The sequence below is a fragment of the Streptomyces sp. NPDC002574 genome (assembly GCF_042889545.1).
Taxonomy (GTDB): Bacteria; Actinomycetota; Actinomycetes; order Streptomycetales; family Streptomycetaceae; genus Actinacidiphila.
In genome coordinates this window covers 53,503-71,267 of record NZ_JBIARB010000005.1, presented here as the reverse complement: position 1 = coordinate 71,267, position 17,765 = coordinate 53,503, and the positions used below count along the sequence as shown (strand labels likewise).

Sequence of the window (17,765 nt, the reverse complement as noted above, 5' to 3'; positions counted from 1 at the left end):
ACCGTACGGTAAAGATAATGTCCCGCGCACCACACCGGTGCCGGCGCGCTCGCTCAGGGGGTCGGGATGCCGGCCGGGCGGGAGGGGCGGCCGAAGCGGACGGGGACGCCGGCGGAGTACAGCACGCTGACCGGCGGGCCCGCGGGCGCCGGCAGTCCGGCGGCCGTGACGAGGTTCTCCTCGCACGCGAGGAGCTCCGCCCGGTGCAGGGGCCAGCGCGGATGGGTGTTGGGCAGGTACAGGGGCCGCTCGAAGAACGTGTTGTGCAGACCCCAGCGCGCCGTGAGGAAGTGCTCCAGCTCGCTCGGCTCGGCGACGGGCTCGCCCACCCGTACGGTGATCCGCGCGTGCGCGCCGCCCGCCCCCGGCCCGCGCCGCCGGCTGGTGTACGTGAGGGTGTCGCCGTCGCGGCGGATGTCCATGCGCGCCCACTGGTACGGCAGCCGGAACGCGGCCCGCGCCACCGCGACAGGGATCAGCCGGGACGCGTCGAGCGAGCGGAAGACCACACCGCGCCGTCCGTGCGCGTCCACCGAGTAGAGGCGGACGTTGGTCTCGGGGAAGGTGCCGAGGTACGGGATGCCGGGGAGCCGGAACCAGCCGACACGGTGCATGCGGAAGGCGACGAGCCCCACGTAGGTGACCCCGTCGAGGGTGTCGGGCACCGTACCGGCCGGCAGCAGAGGGGCCACGTCCGCGGGATCGGCGGCCCAGTGCAGGAACGCCAGGTCGAGCCACGACTGCGTGAGCAGCGGATTGGCCGTGGCGCCTGGCGGGTCGGCCGTTATCGGTTCCGGGGCGAGCACACAGCAAGCATCGCAGAGTCGTTCGGAGTGCCGCGGGGCGATGCCCGAGGAGCGCGGCGGCGGGCACGGGCGGTTGTGTGTTGTGCGTACCCGTCGGCAGGTGACAGCATCACGCTGCGCCGTCGGCGCTGCATGATCACCACGCAATCCGGAGGACCGTATGTTCGGCAGACTCGGGCCCATCGAACTGATCCTCATCCTCATGGTGCTCGCCGTCGTGGCCGTCGTGGTCGGAGTCCTCGCCCTCAAACGGCGCCGGTGACCGGGCCGCCTCGGCGGTGAAACGCGCACGGGCCCCACGGTGACCCCGGGATCGGGCCGGGTCACCGTGGGCCGGGTCCTACCGCCGGACGCCGGATCCGGTCAGTCGGCGAGCCAGTTGCCGTGGAAGCCCTCGGGGACCCGGCGCGGCAGGTGGATCGTGGCGACGGGTGGCGCGGACACGTCGTCGGCGTCGAGGACCACCAGATCGCTGCGGTCGGCGGCGGCGTCGTACACGTAGGCCATCAGCCACCCCGGGCCGCCCGGCCGGTCGTCCGCCGGGGCGAACGCGGCCTCGCCCGGACGCCTCCCGGGGGCGAACCAGTGGCTGGTGACGCCGCCGCCGCGCAGGTCGTGGCGGTGGATCGCGGCGGGGCCGCCGCCCGCGGGCGGAGCGGCCGTGGCGTGTCCCACCCGGGCGGCGAGGCCGGCCAGCCGGTCGTCGATGCGCGGGAACTCGCCCGGCAGGTCGCTCACTTGCTCCTCACGCACGGTGCCCGCCGCCAGGTCGAGCGTCCAGCGCCACAGGTGCGCGGGGGACGTCACCGCCACGCCGTCGCCGAGCGACGGATAGCGCATGCCCAGCAGTACCAGCCGGGTGCCGTCGGCCGCCGCCTCCTCGTACGCGTTGAGCGTGTGGAAGACGTAGCAGGGGTCGATGTCGAACCACCGCACGGCGCCGTACGGGTCGTCCCGGCGCAGCACGCCCAGCCGGGCGCCGTAGGTGTCGCACCAGGCGTACGGCATGCCCCCGACGGTCGTCGCCCGTTCCAGGTCGAAGACGACCGGCAGGTCCATGAACACGACATGACGGGACGTCAGGTGGAAGTCGTGCATCATCGTGTGCGCGGGTACGTCGACCGGCCGGCTGACCGTCAACTCCCCCGAGGCGTCGGCGCGGTGGTAGGTCAGGTACGGCGGGGTCGGCCCGCCGTAGCCGAAGAAGTGCAGCTCGCCGGTGACCGGGCAGGTTTTGGGGTGGGCGGTCATCGCCGTGCCGAGCCGCCCGCCGAAGTCGTACGGCCCCACGGTCTCCAGCTCGTGGCCGCGCTCGCAGGACAGCTCGTACGGCAGGGAGCTCTCGACGAGGGCGAGGGTCCGTCCCGCGTGCCGTACGACGTGGGTGTTGGCGACACCGGCCGCCAGGTCCCGGTTGCCCCGTTCGTCGTAGACGCGGGCGCCTGACTCCAGGGTCCTGGTGCGGACCCAGCGGTTGCGGTAGGCGACCGCCCGGCCGCCGTCGAGGCGCACGCCGTGCACCATGCCGTCCCCGGTGAACCAGTGCGAGGACGCGGCGTCCTGCGGGTTGGGGCCGTTGCGGACGTACCAGCCCGCCAGCTCGGGGGGAACCGCCCCGGTGACCTCCAGCTCGGTGGTGGTGATCTCGTCGGGGACCGGGGCGAAGTTCCCGGCGAGGTGCGGCGGCGGGGTGCCGGTGGTGGTGGTCATGGACAACTCCGGGGGTGGGGGCGGGGCGGGTCGGCCGGGTGGTCAGGCGGTGCGCGCGGCTTCCGCCGCCCGCAGGCGCGCCTGGACGCGGGCGGGGTAGCGGGAGGTGAAGACAGCGGGCGCGACCAGGCCCACCACATGGGCCGCGATGCCGATCCAGCCCGGGGCGCCGGTCAGGTGGCAGACGGTCAGTGCGGCGCAGATGAAGGTGAAGCCGGCGCCCCAGGCGGCCGTGATGGCGTTGTTGACCGCGATGAAGCCGGGCAGTTCCCAGTACTCCCGCGGCGTCTGTCGGCGCGCGATGCCCAGCGTGAAGGGGCGGCGGAGGGCGAGGCCGCCCCAGGCGGTCAGCGCGAGCCAGGCGAAGGAGAGCGCGTCGTCGTACGTCGCAGGCGGCGAGTGCGGGGAGGCGAAGGCGACGGCCCCGATGACGGCGAAGTACAGGATGCTGCTGAGCTCCAGGATCATCGCGTCGGCCGCGACGCCCCGGCGGCGGTCCTGGGCGAACAGCGCCAGGCCCGTGGCGAGGCCCGCCACGGCGCCCCAGCGCCAGTCGAAGGAGGAGATGACGCCGGACGCGATCCACGGGATGAAGCCGCGCAGGTAACCCACGGTAGGTCTCCAGATTCACGGAGTGGGCCGCCTCTCGCCGAGGCGACATGTCATTATTGACATGTCGAAATTAGAGGAGTCTCTCGAGACCTGTCAATGCTGGAATGTCGGGAGGTCGTGTTCACGGTGTTCACGGTGTTCGCGGCATTCACGGTATTTGCCGCACCCATGGGTCCGTCCCGCACGGCACCGTCGGACCCCGGGGCAGACTGCGGCCCATGTCCCCGCCCGCGATCGACCCCGCCGCGCTCGTCCTGGAGACCGACTGGCCCTCGCTGCGCCACGCCTACGGCTCCGCCGAGAGCACGCCGTACGACCTGCTGGCACTGCTCCACGAGGACCCCGAGGTGCAGTCGGAAGGACTCGGCCGGCTGGAGATGTCGGTGCTCCACCAGGGGTCGCTGTACTCGGCCACCGCGCCGGCGGCCCTCTTCGTCGCGGGAGTCCTCGCCGACCCGCGCGTCTCGGCCGTCCACGAGGGCTCCCCTGGGACGACCGGGTCCGGCCGCTGCGCGCGGCCCTTCTGGAGTGGCTGGGGGAGTTCGCGGCGTCCGCCGCGTACGGGGAGGACGAGAACCCGGACGAGAACCCGGACGGGAAACCGGACGAGGACCCGGACGAGGACCCGGACGAGGACCCGGGGGACGAGGACTCGTCGGATGAGCACCGGGCCGAGGAACGGGCCGCGCTCGAGGAGTGCCCGGCCGTCCGGCCCCGGCTGGCCGCCGCCGTCGTGCCCTTCCTCGACGACGCGGACGCGGCCGTCCGGGAGGCCGCGCTCGGTGCCGTGGCACCTCTGCTCCGGCCGCCCGGCCTCGCCCCCCTTCGTCCGGCGGCCGCCGCGTCCCTGGAACGCATGGCGCGAGCCGGCGGTGCGCGCCGGGAGCGAGCGGCGGCCCTCCTGGCCCTCGCCGCGCTGGGAGGGGACGCGGGGGCGCTGCTCGCGGACCCGGACCCCGCCGTTCGGGCCTGCGCCGCGCTGGGCACCCGCGATCCGCAGGCGCTGCCCGTCCTGCTCGCCGTGCTGGCCGATCCGGTCGCGGTGGACGCCTGGTTCGAGGAGCCGCTGCCGCTGACCGAGGGCCGGTTCCGCTTCACGCTGCTGGCCGGTCTGCTGGACCGTGCCGGACGCTTCGAGGACGTGCTGCCTGTGGCCCTCGCCATGGCGCCGCTGTGCGCCGCTTCCACGGTGGACCACGACTGGGGCCCGCTGCTCGCGTGCGCCTTCCCCGGCGGTCGGCGGCCGGGACTGCCGCTGACGCGGGCCCAACACGCCTTCCTGTCGGTCCTGGTGGAGCGGAACCCGTGCTGGGGCGTCATCACCGACCGCGACCTCTGGCTGCGTGCGGCGGGCCTGCCGGCCGACCGCGACGCGCTGCGCGCCCTGCTGGCGGAGAGTGCTGCGCCGTGAGCGGGGGCGAGCCGGCGCGGCCCGCTCAGCCCAGGACGCGCAGGGCCCGCTCCACCGCCGCCGCCATGTCCGTGCGCGCGGGCGCGAGGTAGCGGCGCGGATCGACCGTGGTGCCGTCCGTCGCGAGGAAGCCGCGGACCGCGCCGGTGAAGGCGATGTTGAGGGCGGTGCCGATGTTGATCTTCGCCATGCCGCCGGCGACGGCGCGCCGCAGCTCGTCCTCGGGGACACCGGTCGAGCCGTGCAGGACGAGCGGGACGGCGACGGCCGCGCGCAGACGGCCGATCAGGTCGTGGTCGAGCCGGGCGGTCCGGGTGGTCATCGCGTGCGAACTGCCCACGGCGACGGCGAGGGCGTCGACCCCGGTCGCCGCCACGTAGGCGCGGGCCCCGTCGGGGTCCGTACGGGCGCCCGGGGCGTGGACGCCGTCCTTGCCGCCGATCTCACCGAGTTCGGCCTCCAGCCACAGGCCCGCGTCGTGCGCCCACTCGGCGGCGGCGCGCGTGGCGGCCACGTTCCGCTCGTGCGGCAGCGCGGAGGCGTCGTACATGACCGAGCCGAAACCGCAGTCGGCGGCCTGCCGCAGCAACGCGTCGTCGGTGACGTGGTCGAGGTGCAGGGCGACGGGGACCCGCGCGGAGTCGGCCACGGCCGCGGTCGCCCGCGCTATGGGCGCGAGGGCGCCGCCGTGGAAGCGCACGGCGTTCTCGCTGATCTGGCAGATCACCGGCCGCCCCGCGGCCTCGGCACCGGCGACGATCGCCTCCGCGTGCTCCAGGGTGATGACGTTGAAGGCCCCCGCGCCGCGGCCTTCGGCGCGGGCGGAGCGGACGAGAGTGGCGGTCCCGATCAGCGGCATGCGCTCGTTCTTCCTCTCGGCGGGGCCCCGTTGGCGGACTGTGGTTTCATGGCCGCCAGGTCCGGCGACAAGGGGCGAGACGATGGCGGCACCGCAGGCCCGATGGAGCGCGCTGCTGGAGATGCTGACCCGCGACGGGCGGATCGAGGTCGAGGCCGCGGCCGCAGAACTCGCCGTCTCCGCCGCCACGATCCGCCGCGACCTGGACGAGCTGGCCCGGCAGAACATGGTCACCCGCACCCACGGCGGCGCCACGATCAACGCCATCGCCTACGACCTGCCGCTGCGCTACAAGTCCGCCCGCCGCGCCGCCGAGAAGGAGCGCATCGCCCGCGCCGCCGCGGCCCTGGTGAAGCCCGGCGCCGTCGTGGGCCTGAACGGCGGGACCACGACGACAGCGGTCGCCCGTGCGCTGGCCGAGCGGGGCGACCTGGCCGAGGACGCCGGCGAGCCGACGCTGACCGTGGTCACCAACGCACTCAACATCGCGGGCGAGTTGGCCGTGCGCCGGCATGTGAAGCTCGTCGTCACCGGCGGGGTGGCCCGCCCGGCCTCGTACGAGCTGATCGGCCCTCTGGCGGCCGATCTGCTCGCGCAGATCACGCTCGACCAGGTCTTCCTCGGCGTCGACGCCCTCGATGTCGCGCACGGCGCCACCGCCCGCCACGAGGGCGAGGCGGGCGTCAACCGCGAACTCGCCCGGCGGGCCGAGCGGGTGGTGGTCGTCGCCGACGCCTCGAAGCTCGGCAAGCGGGCCTTCGCGCGGATCTGCCCCGTCGGGGACGTCCACGTCCTGGTGACGGACGAGGACGCGCCCGCCGCGCTCACCGAGCCCTTCGAGGCGGCCGGCGTGGAGGTCGTCCGCGCCTGACGGCGCGTCGCGTCGGCTTTCCGTCACCGGGACCGCCACCTCCTTTCGTCGTGCGCGTTTCTGCGCGAACATTGCACGAGTCGGGCAACTTCGCTCATCATGCTGGACCGGGCGTGCGGGCTGTCAAGACCGGCGGCACCGGCGGCACCTCGCAGAACCGGCAGAGACCGGATCGAATCGAGCGGACGGAGTCCCATGAGCCAGACCGAGATCGAGATCGCGACCCAGCCCGGCTGCTGGCGCCGGGCCGTCGCGCTGGCCGCGGACGCGAACGCGCCCTGGCGGGCCGCCATGCCCCGTCCCGGTGAGCGTGTCGCGGTCGTCGGCTGCGGCACCTCCTGGTTCATGGCCCACGCCTATGCCGTGCTGCGCGAGTCCGCCGGCCTGGGTGAGACGGACGCCTTCGCCGCCTCCGAGATGCCCGCCGGCCGCGCCTACGACCGCGCGCTCGCCCTGACCCGGTCCGGCACGACGACCGAGGTACTCGATCTGCTCGGCCGCCTGCGCGGTGTGACGCCCACCGTCGCCGTCACCGCCGACCCCGCCACCCCCGTCATGGGACTCGCGGACGCCGCCGTGGTCCTGGACTTCGCCGACGAGACATCCGTCGTGCAGACGCGCTTCGCCACCACCGAACTCGTGCTGCTGCGGGCACTGCTGGGCGAGGACGTGACCGGACTGGCCGCACAGGGCGAGTCCGCGCTCGCCGACCCGCTGCCCAACGAGCTTCTGGAGACCGAACAGTTCACCTTCCTCGGCAAGGGCTGGGCGTACGGCGTGGCTCAGGAGGCCGCACTCAAGATGCGTGAGGCGGCGGGCGCCTGGACCGAGGCCTACCCCGTCATGGAGTACCGCCACGGCCCGATCAGCGTCACCGGGCCCGGCCGTGTCGCCTGGTGGTTCGGCGACCCGGCCGACCTGCCGCCGGGCCTGGCGGAGCAGATCGCCGGAACCGGCGGCCGCCTGGTGGCGGCCGGCCGCGACCCGCTGGCCGACCTCGTCCTCGTCCAGCGCCTCGCGGCCGCCCTCGGAGTCGCCCGCGGCCTGGACCCGGACTCCCCGCGGCACCTCACGCGCTCGGTGATCCTGGCCTCGGCGGGGGAGAACTGACGCTACGTCAGGCGGGCGGGCAGGCTCCCGTAGGAGTCAAAGATTCTTGACATGAAGTCGAGTGTGCTTGACACTCGTCGATGTCAGGTTTTCTTTACATGGGGGGCTGCGATGGCAGTCGAGGAAAAGCGCGCCTGGATCATGGTCGTCGTCACGATCGCCTCGTACGCGACGTATCTGACGGTCGTGCTCGGCCGGGCGGGAGGCGCGTCGCCGGCCGGCGCGCCCTACGTCGCCGCGCTGGTGTGGTCGGTGGGTGCCGCGATCGCGGCGTCGGTCCTGCTGCACATAGCGGTGTCGGTGGCGTCGCCCCAGGAGGCGAACATCAAGGACCAGCGCGACCGGGAGATCCACCGCTTCGGCGAGTACGTCGGTCACGCGTTCGTCGTGATCGGCGCGGTCGCCGGTCTCGTCCTGGCGATGGCCGGCTCCGACCGCTTCTGGATCGCCAACGCGATCTATCTCGCCTTCGTCCTGTCGGCGGTCGTCGGCTCCGCGGCGAAGATCGTCTCCTACCGGCTGGGCTTCCACCCGTGGTGAGGCCGACCCGGGTCACCAACGAGATCCGGGCGCTGCGCTTCGCCCACGACGAGATGACGCAGGCCGAACTCGCGCGCCGCATCGGCGTGACCCGGCAGACCGTCATCGCCATCGAGCAGGGCCGCTACTCGCCGACCCTGGAGACGGCCTTCCGGATCGCCCACGTCTTCGGCGTACCGCTCGACGACGTCTTCCAGTACCCCGAGTCCGCGCCCGCATCCCCCGAGGAGCCCCGGTGAAGGCCGTTTTCCAGGACACCTACGGACCGCCGTCCGTACTGCGCGTCGAGGAGACCCCCCGGCCCGTGCCGGGCCCGGGCGAGGTGCTCGTGCGCGTCCACGCCGCCGGGGTCGACCAGGGCGTCTGGCACGTCATGGCCGGCATGCCCTACCTCCTGCGCGCCCTCGGCTTCGGCCTGCGGGCCCCCAGGAACCGGGTGCGCGGCACGGACCTCGCGGGCCGCGTCGAGGCCGTCGGCCCCGGCGTCACGCGGTTCGCTCCCGGCGACGCGGTGTACGGCAGCGGCGTGGGCACGTACGCCGAATACGCCCGCGCCAAGGAGGCCCACCTCGCACCGAAGCCGGACCGCCTCGGCTTCGAGGAGGCGGCCGCCGTCCCGGTCTCCGCGTGCACGGCGCTGCAGGCCCTGCGCGACAGCGGACAGCTGCGGGCCGGGCAGCACGTCCTCGTGATCGGGGCGTCCGGCGGCGTCGGCACCTACGCGGTGCAACTGGCCAAGGCCCTCGGCGCCGCCCACGTCACCGGCGTGTGCGGTACCGCCAAGGCCGGCTTCGTCCGCTCCCTCGGCGCCGACGAGGTCGTCGACCACACCCACGAGGACCCCGCCGACGGCACCCGCCGCTACGACCTCGTCCTCGACATCGCGGGCAACCGCCCGCTCTCCCGGCTCCGCCGGGTCCTCACCCCGCGCGGCACCCTGGTGATCGTCGGAGGCGAGCACGGCGGCCGCTGGACCGGGGGCATCGGCCGGCAACTGCGCGGCCTGCTGCTGTCGGGCTTCGTCCGGCACCGCATACGCACCCTCGTCGGGACGCAGCCCGCCGCCGACCTGGCCCGCCTCGGCGCACTCCTCGACGCGGGCGCGGTCATCCCCGCCGTGGACCGGGTGTACGCCGCTCTCGCCGACGCCCCCGAGGCGGTCCGCCGGCTGCGCGGCGGCGATGTGCGGGGCAAGCTCGTCATCCGCGTCTGACGCCGTCCCCCCGGGGCGTTCCGGTGGCGCGCGGAGCCGGGCCGTAGGGTGGGAACGCTCGTCAGGGCAGGAAGGGATACGGCTCCGTGGCCGTTGCACCCAGTGGCCCGCGCAACCCACGGATCGGAGAACCGCCCCGCCATGTCGACCAGCGTCCACCCCGCCCACCCGTCCGACTCCGGCGCGGAGCCGCTCGCGGCCGCCGCGCCTCATCCGCTGGACAACCCCGTGTGGTTCGCCCTGACCGGGGCGCACGCGCGGTTCGCCGAGCGGTACGGCCGGGCCGTCCGCTACCCCGGCGACATGTCGCCGTTCGCGTCACTGGAGGACCAGGCCGACCCGGCGGCCTGGGCGGACCTGGCCGAACTGCTGGGCCCCGGCGGGACCGCGCTGGTGACGGGCTCGCCCGTGGTGCCCGGCGACTGGGAGGTCCTGGAGGGCGGCGAGGGCGTGCAGCTCGTCGGGACGGACCTGCGCGTCGCGCACGACCCGCAGGCCGTGCTGCTGGGCGCCGACGACGTCCCCGAGGTCATGGACCTGATCTCCCGTACCAGGCCCGGCCCTTTCGCGTCGCGCACCATCGAGCTCGGCAGCTACCTCGGCGTGCGGGAGAACGGCCGCCTCATCGCCATGGCCGGCGAGCGCATGCGCCCGTCGGGCGGTACGGAGATCAGCGCCGTGTGCACCGACCCGGACCACCGCGGCCGCGGCCTGGCGAGCCGGCTGATCCGCGCGGTCGCCGCGGGCATCGCCGACCGCGGGGAGACGCCGTTCCTGCACGCCGACCCCAGGAACACCAACGCGATCCGGCTCTACGAGTCCATGGGCTTCGCGCTCCGCCGCCGCCCGCTCTTCCTCCTGGTCAGGGCGCCGGGCGACGCGACCGTGTGACGCCGGCCGGGGGAGCGCCGCTCAGGCCCGGTCCAGCAGTGTGCGCAGCATCAGCCGGCGCGGCGACTCCCGCGGAAGGGCGCTGATCGCCGCCTGCAGCATCTCGGCGTCGACGTGGTTCTCCGGGCGCTCCAGCCAGGCGAGCAGCAGCCGGGCGTCGCCGCGGTGCCGCAGCGCCCGGCGCATCTCGCAGTCGAGTTCGTCGCGCGCCTCGGCGACGGCGGGGGCGGTGGACCCGGGCAGCAGCGTGCCCGGGTAGGCGGCGAGCGCCTGGCGGTACGCGCCGCGGGCGAGCAGCGCGTGCACCTCCTCGGCGTCGGTGGAGACGGGCAGCAACAGGCGGTACGGCCGGGAGCCGAGGACGTGCGGGCCCAGCAGGCGCCGCAGCCGGGACATCTCGGCGCGCACGGTGACGCGGGCCGCCTCGTGCTCGTGCAGCCGTACGGCGAGCGCGTCGGCGCCGAGCCCGCGCGGGTGCAGGGCGAGGACGAACACGATCTCGGAGTGACGGGGGCTCAGTTCGACGCTCCCGTACGGCGAGCCGAACCGCGCCCGGTCGCGCGAGAGCACTTCCAGCCGGCACGTCGGGGAGGTGGTTCGGGTCGCCGCCGGAACAGGCACCTGGGCAGACCCCGACGCCGGCACCGGGGCGGCCGCAGGGATCTCGCCGCGCAGGCGCAGCACCCGCAGTTCCGCCTCCGCCGCCGCGACCGTGGCCCGCACCAGCGCCAGCGCGTGCGGCGCCGCGATGTGGTCGCCCCCGGTCAGGTCCAGCACGCCGATGACCCGCCCGGTGTCCGGGTCCCGCAGCGGCGCGGCCGAACAGCTCCAGGGATGCACCGGGCGCACGAAGTGCTCGCCCGCGTAGATCTGCAGCGGCCGGCCGAGGGCGAGCGCCGTGCCCGGCGCGTTCGTACCGGCGGCCTCCTCGGCCCACACGGCACCCTCGACGAAACCGATCCGCTCCGCGCGCGCCGCCAGCCCCGGCGCGCCCTCGACCCACAGCAGACGGCCGTGCTCGTCGCCGATGGCCACCAGTTCGTTGCTCTCCTGCGCCGATTCGACCAGCAGCCGGCGGACCACGGGCAGCACCGCCGCCAGCGGGTGGCTCTCGCGGTAGGCGCGCAGCTCCGGTCCCGCGAGGGCGGGGACGCTGGGCCCCGCGACCTCCGGGTCGACCCCGCGGCTGCGGGAGCGCTGCCACGAGTCCCGCACCACGTCGCGCACCGGCCGCGGCGCCCGCCCGGTGCTGAGGAACTCCTCGTGGGCACGCGCCACGTCCCGGCGCAACAGCTTCGGGTCGGTCCCGGGTGGCCAGGCCGTGTAGGAGGCCGCGTACGAGGCAGTCATGATCGCCCCTGGGTCGGGGGTGGGCCGGCGCCCGGCGGCACCGGCCGGCTGCAGCCGAGTGTAGTTCCGCGGGTACGCCGCGTCGCAACCCTCCTGCAACCTTCTCCGTTCTACGGTCGCACCACCGCCGTCCGCAACGGAGCGGGCGGCCCATCCATGGGAGGCCGCCCCATGACCCGCTACGCCAACCCCGGTTCCGAGGGCTCGATCGTCCGCTACCAGGCCCGCTACGACCACTGGATCGGCGGCGAGTACGTCCCTCCCGCGCGCGGCGAGTACTTCGAGAACCCGACGCCCGTCACCGGTCAGCCGTTCACCGAGATCGCCCGCGGCACCGCCGACGACGTCGAGCGGGCGCTGGACGCCGCGCACGCGGCGGCCCCCGGGTGGGCCAGGACCTCGGCGAGCGAGCGCGCGAACATCCTCAACCGGATCGCCGACCGCATGGAGCAGCACCTGGAGGAACTGGCCGTCGCCGAGAGCTGGGAGAACGGCAAGCCGGTCCGTGAGACGCTGGCCGCCGACATCCCGCTGGCCATCGACCACTTCCGCTACTTCGCGGGCGCCGTCCGGGCCCAGGAGGGCAGCCTCGCCGAGATCGACGACGACACGGTCGCGTACCACTTCCACGAGCCGCTGGGCGTCGTCGCCCAGATCATCCCGTGGAACTTCCCCATCCTGATGGCGACCTGGAAGCTCGCCCCGGCCCTGGCCGCGGGCAACGCCGTCGTCATCAAGCCCGCCGAGCAGACCCCGGCCTCCATCCACTTCTGGATGAGCCTGATCGCCGACATCCTGCCGCCCGGTGTCGTCAACATCGTCAACGGCTTCGGCGTCGAGGCCGGCAAGCCGCTGGCGTCCAGCCCGCGCGTCGCCAAGGTCGCCTTCACCGGCGAGACCACCACGGGCCGGCTCATCATGCAGTACGCCTCGCAGAACCTGAAGCCCGTCACGCTCGAACTCGGCGGCAAGAGCCCCAACATCTTCTTCGAGGACGTCTCGGTCGCCGACGACGACTTCTACGACAAGGCGCTCGAGGGCTTCACGATGTTCGCCCTCAACCAGGGCGAGGTCTGCACCTGCCCGTCCCGCGCCCTGATCCAGCGCGGTCACTACAGCGCCTTCCTTGAGGCGGGCGTCACCCGCACCGAGAAGATCGTCCAGGGCCACCCGCTGGACACGTCCACCATGATCGGCGCGCAGGCGTCCAACGACCAGCTGGAGAAGATCCTCTCCTACTTCGACATCGGCCAGCAGGAGGGCGCCAAGGTCCTCACCGGTGGCGAGCGCGCGCAGCTCGGCGGCGAACTGGCGGGCGGCTACTACGTCCAGCCCACCATCCTCGAGGGCGACAACCGCATGCGGGTCTTCCAGGAGGAGATCTTCGGCCCGGTCGTCGCCGTCACGTCGTTCAACGACTTCGAGGACGCCATCTCCATCGCCAACGACACCCTCTACGGCCTCGGCGCCGGCGTCTGGACACGCGACGGCAGCACCGCTTACCGCGCGGGTCGCGCGATCCAGGCCGGCCGGGTGTGGACCAACTGCTACCACGCCTACCCGGCGCACGCCGCCTTCGGCGGTTACAAGCAGTCCGGTATCGGGCGCGAGAACCACAAGATGATGCTCGACCACTACCAGCAGACCAAGAACCTCCTGGTCAGCTACTCGCCGAAGAAGCTCGGCTTCTTCTAGGAGCGGGTCGGCAGGCGCCCGAACCGGCCCACCGGCCGGTTCCGGGTGCCTCGTCGCGCCCACCGCGGAGCTCACGTCCGTCAGCCGGCGCACAGCCGGCCGCCACGCTCCCGTTACCCGGACGCGTGAGGCTGAAGGGATGGAACGACGCGATGTGTTGAAGCTTTCCGCGCTCGCGGGTGCCACCGGCGTGCTGACGCTGGCCCCGGTGAGCTTCGCGGCCGCATCCGACTCCGCCTCGGCCGGCGGTCACCCCGGGGGCTCCGGCGGCCTCCCGCCGGAGGGGAGCGTGCAGACCCGGGTCGTCACCGGTCATCTGCCTACCGGTGCGGCCGACTTCGTCTACCTGCCCGTGGAAGTGCCGCGCGGGGTCCGGCAGATCGCGGTGTCGTACAGCTACGACAGGCCGGCCGTGCCGCCCGGCACGCAGGGCAACGCCTGCGACATCGGCATCTTCGACCAGCACGGCACGGACGTCGGCGGCCGCGGCTTCCGCGGCTGGTCGGGCGGCGCGCGGACGGAGTTCGCGATCGGCGCCGACACGGCGACCCCCGGCTACCTGGCCGGACCGGTCGGGGCGGGCACCTGGCACGTCGTCCTCGGGCCGTACACCGTGGCGCCCCAGGGACTGGACTACTCCGTCACCGTCACGCTCACCTTCGGCGCCCCCGCCGCCACGCAGGTCCCGAACTACCCGCCGGACCACGCGCCCGGCCGCGGCCGGGCCTGGTACCGCGGCGACTGCCATCTGCACACCGTGCACTCCGACGGCAGGCGCACCCTGGAGCAGCTGGCCGCGCTGGCCCGCGCCGCCGGGCTGGACTTCATCAACTCCAGCGACCACAACACCACGTCGGCACACGCCCACCTGGGCGAGGTGTCCGGCGACGACCTGCTGGTCCTCACGGGCGAGGAGGTCACCACCCGCAACGGCCACTACCTGGCCATCGGCCTGGACGCCGGCGAGTGGATCGACTGGCGCTACCGTGCCCGCGACGATGCCTTCGGCCGCTTCACCCGGCAGATCCGGCGAGCCGGCGGCATCGTGGTGCCGGCCCACCCGTACGCCCCCAGCCCGGCCAGCCAGTGGAAGTTCGGCTACGACGACGTCGACGCCATCGAGGTGTGGAACGGCCCCTGGACCCTCGACGACGAGCTGACGCTGCTCACCTGGGACAACCTGCTGACCGGTGCCGCGCGCCGCGGCGACGGCCACTGGATCCCGGCGATGGGCAACTCCGACGCCCACCGCGACCCCGACGTGGTCGGCCTGCCGCAGACCGTCGTGCTCGCGGACGGCCTCAACCGGCGCGCCCTGCAGGCGGGTCTGCGGGCCGGGACCTCCTGGATCGCCGAAAGCTCCGCCGTGCAGCTGTCGTTCACCGCGAGCGGCCCGCGCGGCGAGCACGCGGGCATCGGCGAGCGGCTGCCGGTGGCCCGCGACGCGGCGGTGACCGTCCGCATCGAGGCGAGCGGGGTGCCGGCAGGCACGGTGGTCCGCCTGATGACCGACGAGGGGCAGATGGTGGGCGCGCTGCTGCCCGCGTCCGGTGTCCTGGAGTGGTCCACCACCGCGTCGCTCGCCTCCTACGTACGGGCCGAGGTGCGCCGTCCGGCCGCGGACGGGGGCGCGTCGGGTCTGCCGGGTCCGGCGCTGGCCCTCACCAACCCGATCTGGCTGGGCCGCAAGTAGCCCGGGACACCGGCCCCGGCACCACGGTGCCGGGGCCGACGCCGCCCCGGAACGCGGCGGCGTCCGGCAGGATGGCGTCCATGACTGCCATCCCCGAGGAGTCCTCGCTCTCCCTGTGGTCGAAGCGCTCCGTCCTGTCCATCGGTTCCGTGGACTCCGTCCTCTCGATCGGTTCCGTCGGCTCCGTGCTCTCCGTCGGTTCCGTCGGCAGCGCCCTGTCCGCCGCGTCCCTCGGCTCCAGCCTCTCCCTGCTCTCCGCCGGTTCCTGGCTCAGCGTCGGCTCCCTGCTGTCCGCCCAGTCCCGCTGGTCCGTCCTGTCCTGGCGCTCCTCCCGCACCGTCCTCACCGCGGCCACGGCCGCCGCCGTGACCGGCGCCGCGCTGGTCCTCCTCGACGGCGCGCGCCCCCACCGGCCGGCGCGCTGACGCGGCGGCGCCTCAGCCGGTCGCCTGTGCCGCGTCCCGTTCCCCCTGGCGCAGGGACAGGGCGCGGTGGCGGGCCGGGGGCTGGCCGGTGACGCGTTTGAAGGCGTTGCTGAAGGCGCTCTCGGAGGCGTAGCCCCACTCGGCGGCGACGGAGGCGACGGTGCGGTCACCGCCGCGGAGGGCGGCCGCCGCGCGCTGGATGCGCCAGCGCATCAGGTAGTCCAGCGGCGGGCGGCCGACGAGCGACCGGAAGCGCAGGGCGAAGGCGGAGCGTGACATGCCGACGGCGGAGGCGAGTTCGCCCACGGTCCAGGGGTGCGCGGGCTGCTGGTGCATGTGCCCGAGGGCGGCCCCGATCTGGGAGTCGCTGAGGCCGCCGAGCCAGCCGGTGCCGGACTCGCCCGCCTCGGCGGCGAGTTCGAGGTAGGCGCGCAGTGCCTGGAGGAAGAGGATCTGCGTGAGGCTGGCCGCCATGACGGACGAGCCCGGGCGTTCCTGCGCGGTCTCGTCGGCCAGCAGTCGGAGGGTGGGACGCAGCACCTGCGCCTGCGGGCTGTCGGCGGCGATGCGCACGGTCGGCGGCAGGCTGCTGAGCAGCAGCCCCGCCGTGACATCGTCGAACTCGATGCTGCCGCCGACGACGACGACGCGGTCCGCCGCCCCGGGATCGCCGTGCCGGACGGTCATCGAGCTGCTCCCGGCGCGGGCCCGGGCCGCCCGGTAGACGGCGTGCCCGTCGACCGGCTCGACCGGCGGGTCGCTGATGCTGCCCACCTGGTAGGGCCGGTCGCCCGTGAGCAGGTAGCAGTCGCCCGCCCCGAGCAGCAGCGGCGCGGTGCCGTCCGGGGCGAGCCGGCAGGAGCCGGTGAGGACGGCGCCGACCTTGACGTACGGGTAGGCACGGAAGCGCAGCGCCCAGCGGCCGCCCACCTCCATCCGGGAGGGCGAGGCCCCGCGCAGGTGCAGCAGGTTCAGGACGTCGGACAGCGGATCCATGGTCACTCCGGACGATCGCGCAACTTCGAAGGACTTTCTCTTATGGATTGTCCATCGTCACCGTCTTAGCGTGCACATACGGAGGCACCGCGGGCCTCCGGCAGACCGGCAGATGACGTTACGCAGGCACCACAAGAGGCAGTGAGACAGCAATGCACTACGAGCAACTGGGCAGCACCGGAGTCTTCGTGTCCCGCATCGCCCTGGGCGCGATGACCTTCGGCGGAGGGACCACCCCGCCCTACGACTCGGTCGGCGGCCTGGACCTCCGGCAGACCGACGCGATCGTGGGCCTCGCCCTCGACAGCGGCATCAACCTGATCGACACCGCGAACGTCTACGCCGCGGGCGAGTCCGAGGAACTGCTCGGCCAAGTGCTCGGCAAGCGCCGCCGCGACGTGGTCCTCGCCACCAAGATGACCGCCCGCGTCGGCCCCGGCCCCAACGAGGTCGGCCAGTCGCGGCTGCACATCATGCAGGCCCTGGAGGACAGCCTGCGCCGCCTGCGCACCGACCACATCGACCTCTACCAGATCCACAACGTCGACCCGGTCACGCCCGTCGAGGAGACCCTCGGCGCCCTCGACGACGCCGTGCGCCAGGGCAAGATCCGCTACATCGGCGCCTCCAACCTCGCCGCCTGGCACATGATGAAGGCCCTCGGCGTCTCCGACCGGCGCGGACTGGCCCGCTTCTGCTCGCTCCAGTCGTACTACTCCCTGGCCGGACGGGACATCGAGCGGGAGATCCTGCCGCTGGTTCGCGACCAGAAGCTGGGCATGCTCGTGTGGAGCCCGCTCGCGGGCGGCATGCTCACCGGCAAGTTCGACCGCGACGGCGCGAGCGACGCCGCCGCCCGCCGCGCCAAGGTCGACTTCCCGCCCGTCGACCGCGAGCGCCTCTACGACGTCGTCGACGTCCTGCGCGTGGTGGCGGGCCGCCATGACGCCTCCGTCGCGAGCGTCGCCCTGGCGTGGGTGCTGGGCCGGCCCGGCGTCACGAGCGCCATCGTCGGAGCCCGCCGCCCCGAGCAGCTCACCGACAACCTGTCCGCCCTGGACCTGGCCCTCTCCGCCCAGGACCTGGAGGAGCTGGACGCCGCCAGCCGCCTCCCGGTGGAGTACCCGGGCTGGATCCACGGCTTCTCGGAGCGACGCCCCCACAGGGCGTGACGCTCCGCGAACTCACCGGAACCGCTGGCAGGGCGGCGCCCTGTACGGTACGACTGCAAGAGTGAACTGTACGAACTGTGGCGCGTCCGTGCTCCAGGGTCCCGGAGGGCGCTGGTCCTGCAACAACTGCGGCGCATCCGGCTGAGGAGTAAGGACAGGTCGGCATGGACTGTGAGCGCTGCCTCGAACCCGTCATCGAAGGCCCCGAGGGCGGTTACGTCTGCGGCCTGTGCCTGTTCACCGTCGAGCCCCCCGGGTACAACAAGCGCCGCGAGGAAGGGCTGAAGGCGGCCGCCGCCGAGCGCCGGCGCCGCACGCTGGAACGGCGTGCCCGCAAGGAGCACAGCGCCGGCCGCGCCTGAGCCCCGGGGGCGGGGAGATCCCCGCCCCCGGGGGCGGGCCCTCGGCTCA

The 17,765-nt window shown here is 73.9% G+C and carries 19 protein-coding genes; 12 read left to right on the top strand and 7 right to left on the bottom strand.

Annotation, left to right across the window (positions count from 1 at the left end; all coding sequences use genetic code 11):
* Window positions 1–53 precede the first annotated feature (53 nt).
* The 4 genes from ACFYXS_RS12860 to ACFYXS_RS12845 all read right to left on the bottom strand — a co-directional run bounded on the left by ACFYXS_RS12860 (window position 54) and on the right by ACFYXS_RS12845 (window position 3,795).
* Window positions 54–806 (bottom strand): YqjF family protein, encoded by a 753-nt coding sequence (locus ACFYXS_RS12860; protein ID WP_389247046.1) that lies wholly within the window; start codon window positions 804–806, stop codon window positions 54–56.
* A gap of 363 nt (window positions 807–1,169) precedes the next feature.
* Window positions 1,170–2,516, bottom strand: coding sequence for a carotenoid oxygenase family protein (locus tag ACFYXS_RS12855; protein WP_389247044.1), 1,347 nt, complete (start codon window positions 2,514–2,516; stop codon window positions 1,170–1,172).
* Window positions 2,517–2,558: 42 nt separating this feature from the next.
* Window positions 2,559–3,128, bottom strand: a complete 570-nt coding sequence (locus ACFYXS_RS12850; RefSeq protein WP_389247042.1) for a hypothetical protein — start codon at window positions 3,126–3,128, stop codon at window positions 2,559–2,561.
* A gap of 286 nt (window positions 3,129–3,414) precedes the next feature.
* The gene (locus ACFYXS_RS12845) at window positions 3,415–3,795 is read right to left on the bottom strand and encodes a hypothetical protein (RefSeq protein WP_389247040.1); all 381 of its coding nucleotides are present in this window, start codon (window positions 3,793–3,795) and stop codon (window positions 3,415–3,417) included.
* 66 nt (window positions 3,796–3,861) lie between these two features.
* On the opposite strand from ACFYXS_RS12845, the gene ACFYXS_RS12840 reads away from it, so the two are divergent.
* Complete coding sequence (locus tag ACFYXS_RS12840; RefSeq protein WP_389247038.1) at window positions 3,862–4,539, top strand: hypothetical protein; 678 nt, start codon at window positions 3,862–3,864, stop codon at window positions 4,537–4,539.
* Window positions 4,540–4,564: 25 nt separating this feature from the next.
* On the opposite strand, the gene ACFYXS_RS12835 is transcribed toward ACFYXS_RS12840, so the two are convergent.
* On the bottom strand, window positions 4,565–5,398 hold the full coding sequence (locus ACFYXS_RS12835; RefSeq protein ID WP_389247036.1) for a ketose-bisphosphate aldolase: 834 nt from the start codon (window positions 5,396–5,398) through the stop codon (window positions 4,565–4,567).
* Between the two features lie 82 nt (window positions 5,399–5,480).
* On the opposite strand from ACFYXS_RS12835, the gene ACFYXS_RS12830 reads away from it, so the two are divergent.
* From ACFYXS_RS12830 to ACFYXS_RS12805, 6 genes are all read left to right on the top strand, one after another.
* Window positions 5,481–6,269 carry a DeoR/GlpR family DNA-binding transcription regulator gene (locus ACFYXS_RS12830; protein WP_389247034.1) on the top strand — a complete coding sequence of 263 codons (789 nt, stop codon included), beginning with the start codon at window positions 5,481–5,483 and terminating at the stop codon, window positions 6,267–6,269.
* Between the two features lie 195 nt (window positions 6,270–6,464).
* Window positions 6,465–7,379, top strand: a complete 915-nt coding sequence (locus tag ACFYXS_RS12825) for an SIS domain-containing protein (protein WP_389247032.1) — start codon at window positions 6,465–6,467, stop codon at window positions 7,377–7,379.
* Between the two features lie 111 nt (window positions 7,380–7,490).
* A complete protein-coding gene (locus ACFYXS_RS12820; RefSeq protein ID WP_389247030.1) occupies window positions 7,491–7,919 on the top strand; it encodes a hypothetical protein in 429 nt (142 codons plus the stop codon).
* Window positions 7,913–8,158 (top strand): helix-turn-helix transcriptional regulator, encoded by a 246-nt coding sequence (locus tag ACFYXS_RS12815; RefSeq protein ID WP_389247028.1) that lies wholly within the window; start codon window positions 7,913–7,915, stop codon window positions 8,156–8,158. Before ACFYXS_RS12820 ends, ACFYXS_RS12815 begins: the two co-directional genes overlap by 7 nt.
* Window positions 8,155–9,132, top strand: a complete 978-nt coding sequence (locus ACFYXS_RS12810) for an NAD(P)-dependent alcohol dehydrogenase (RefSeq protein WP_389247026.1) — start codon at window positions 8,155–8,157, stop codon at window positions 9,130–9,132. Before ACFYXS_RS12815 ends, ACFYXS_RS12810 begins: the two co-directional genes overlap by 4 nt.
* A 141-nt stretch (window positions 9,133–9,273) precedes the next feature.
* Window positions 9,274–10,023 carry a GNAT family N-acetyltransferase gene (locus ACFYXS_RS12805; RefSeq protein WP_389247024.1) on the top strand — a complete coding sequence of 250 codons (750 nt, stop codon included), beginning with the start codon at window positions 9,274–9,276 and terminating at the stop codon, window positions 10,021–10,023.
* Between the two features lie 21 nt (window positions 10,024–10,044).
* Here ACFYXS_RS12805 and ACFYXS_RS12800 read toward each other — a convergent pair whose 3' ends face one another.
* Window positions 10,045–11,373: a GAF domain-containing protein gene (locus ACFYXS_RS12800; RefSeq protein WP_389247022.1), complete on the bottom strand. Its 1,329-nt coding sequence runs from the start codon at window positions 11,371–11,373 to the stop codon at window positions 10,045–10,047.
* Window positions 11,374–11,544: 171 nt separating this feature from the next.
* Between ACFYXS_RS12800 and ACFYXS_RS12795 the strand changes: the two genes are divergently transcribed.
* The 3 genes from ACFYXS_RS12795 (at window position 11,545) to ACFYXS_RS12785 (ending at window position 15,186) form a co-directional block, all read left to right on the top strand.
* On the top strand, window positions 11,545–13,068 hold the full coding sequence (locus ACFYXS_RS12795; RefSeq protein WP_389247019.1) for an aldehyde dehydrogenase family protein: 1,524 nt from the start codon (window positions 11,545–11,547) through the stop codon (window positions 13,066–13,068).
* A 139-nt stretch (window positions 13,069–13,207) separates the two neighbouring features.
* Window positions 13,208–14,761 carry a CehA/McbA family metallohydrolase gene (locus ACFYXS_RS12790; protein ID WP_389247017.1) on the top strand — a complete coding sequence of 518 codons (1,554 nt, stop codon included), beginning with the start codon at window positions 13,208–13,210 and terminating at the stop codon, window positions 14,759–14,761.
* Between the two features lie 71 nt (window positions 14,762–14,832).
* Window positions 14,833–15,186 (top strand): hypothetical protein, encoded by a 354-nt coding sequence (locus ACFYXS_RS12785; protein ID WP_389247015.1) that lies wholly within the window; start codon window positions 14,833–14,835, stop codon window positions 15,184–15,186.
* 12 nt (window positions 15,187–15,198) lie between these two features.
* Here ACFYXS_RS12785 and ACFYXS_RS12780 read toward each other — a convergent pair whose 3' ends face one another.
* The gene (locus ACFYXS_RS12780) at window positions 15,199–16,182 is read right to left on the bottom strand and encodes an AraC family transcriptional regulator (protein WP_389247013.1); all 984 of its coding nucleotides are present in this window, start codon (window positions 16,180–16,182) and stop codon (window positions 15,199–15,201) included.
* 152 nt (window positions 16,183–16,334) lie between these two features.
* Between ACFYXS_RS12780 and ACFYXS_RS12775 the strand changes: the two genes are divergently transcribed.
* Both ACFYXS_RS12775 and ACFYXS_RS12770 read left to right on the top strand, forming a co-directional pair.
* Window positions 16,335–17,354 (top strand): aldo/keto reductase, encoded by a 1,020-nt coding sequence (locus tag ACFYXS_RS12775; RefSeq protein WP_389247011.1) that lies wholly within the window; start codon window positions 16,335–16,337, stop codon window positions 17,352–17,354.
* Window positions 17,355–17,518: 164 nt separating this feature from the next.
* Window positions 17,519–17,716 carry a hypothetical protein gene (locus ACFYXS_RS12770; RefSeq protein WP_389247009.1) on the top strand — a complete coding sequence of 66 codons (198 nt, stop codon included), beginning with the start codon at window positions 17,519–17,521 and terminating at the stop codon, window positions 17,714–17,716.
* Window positions 17,717–17,765: the final 49 nt, after the last annotated feature.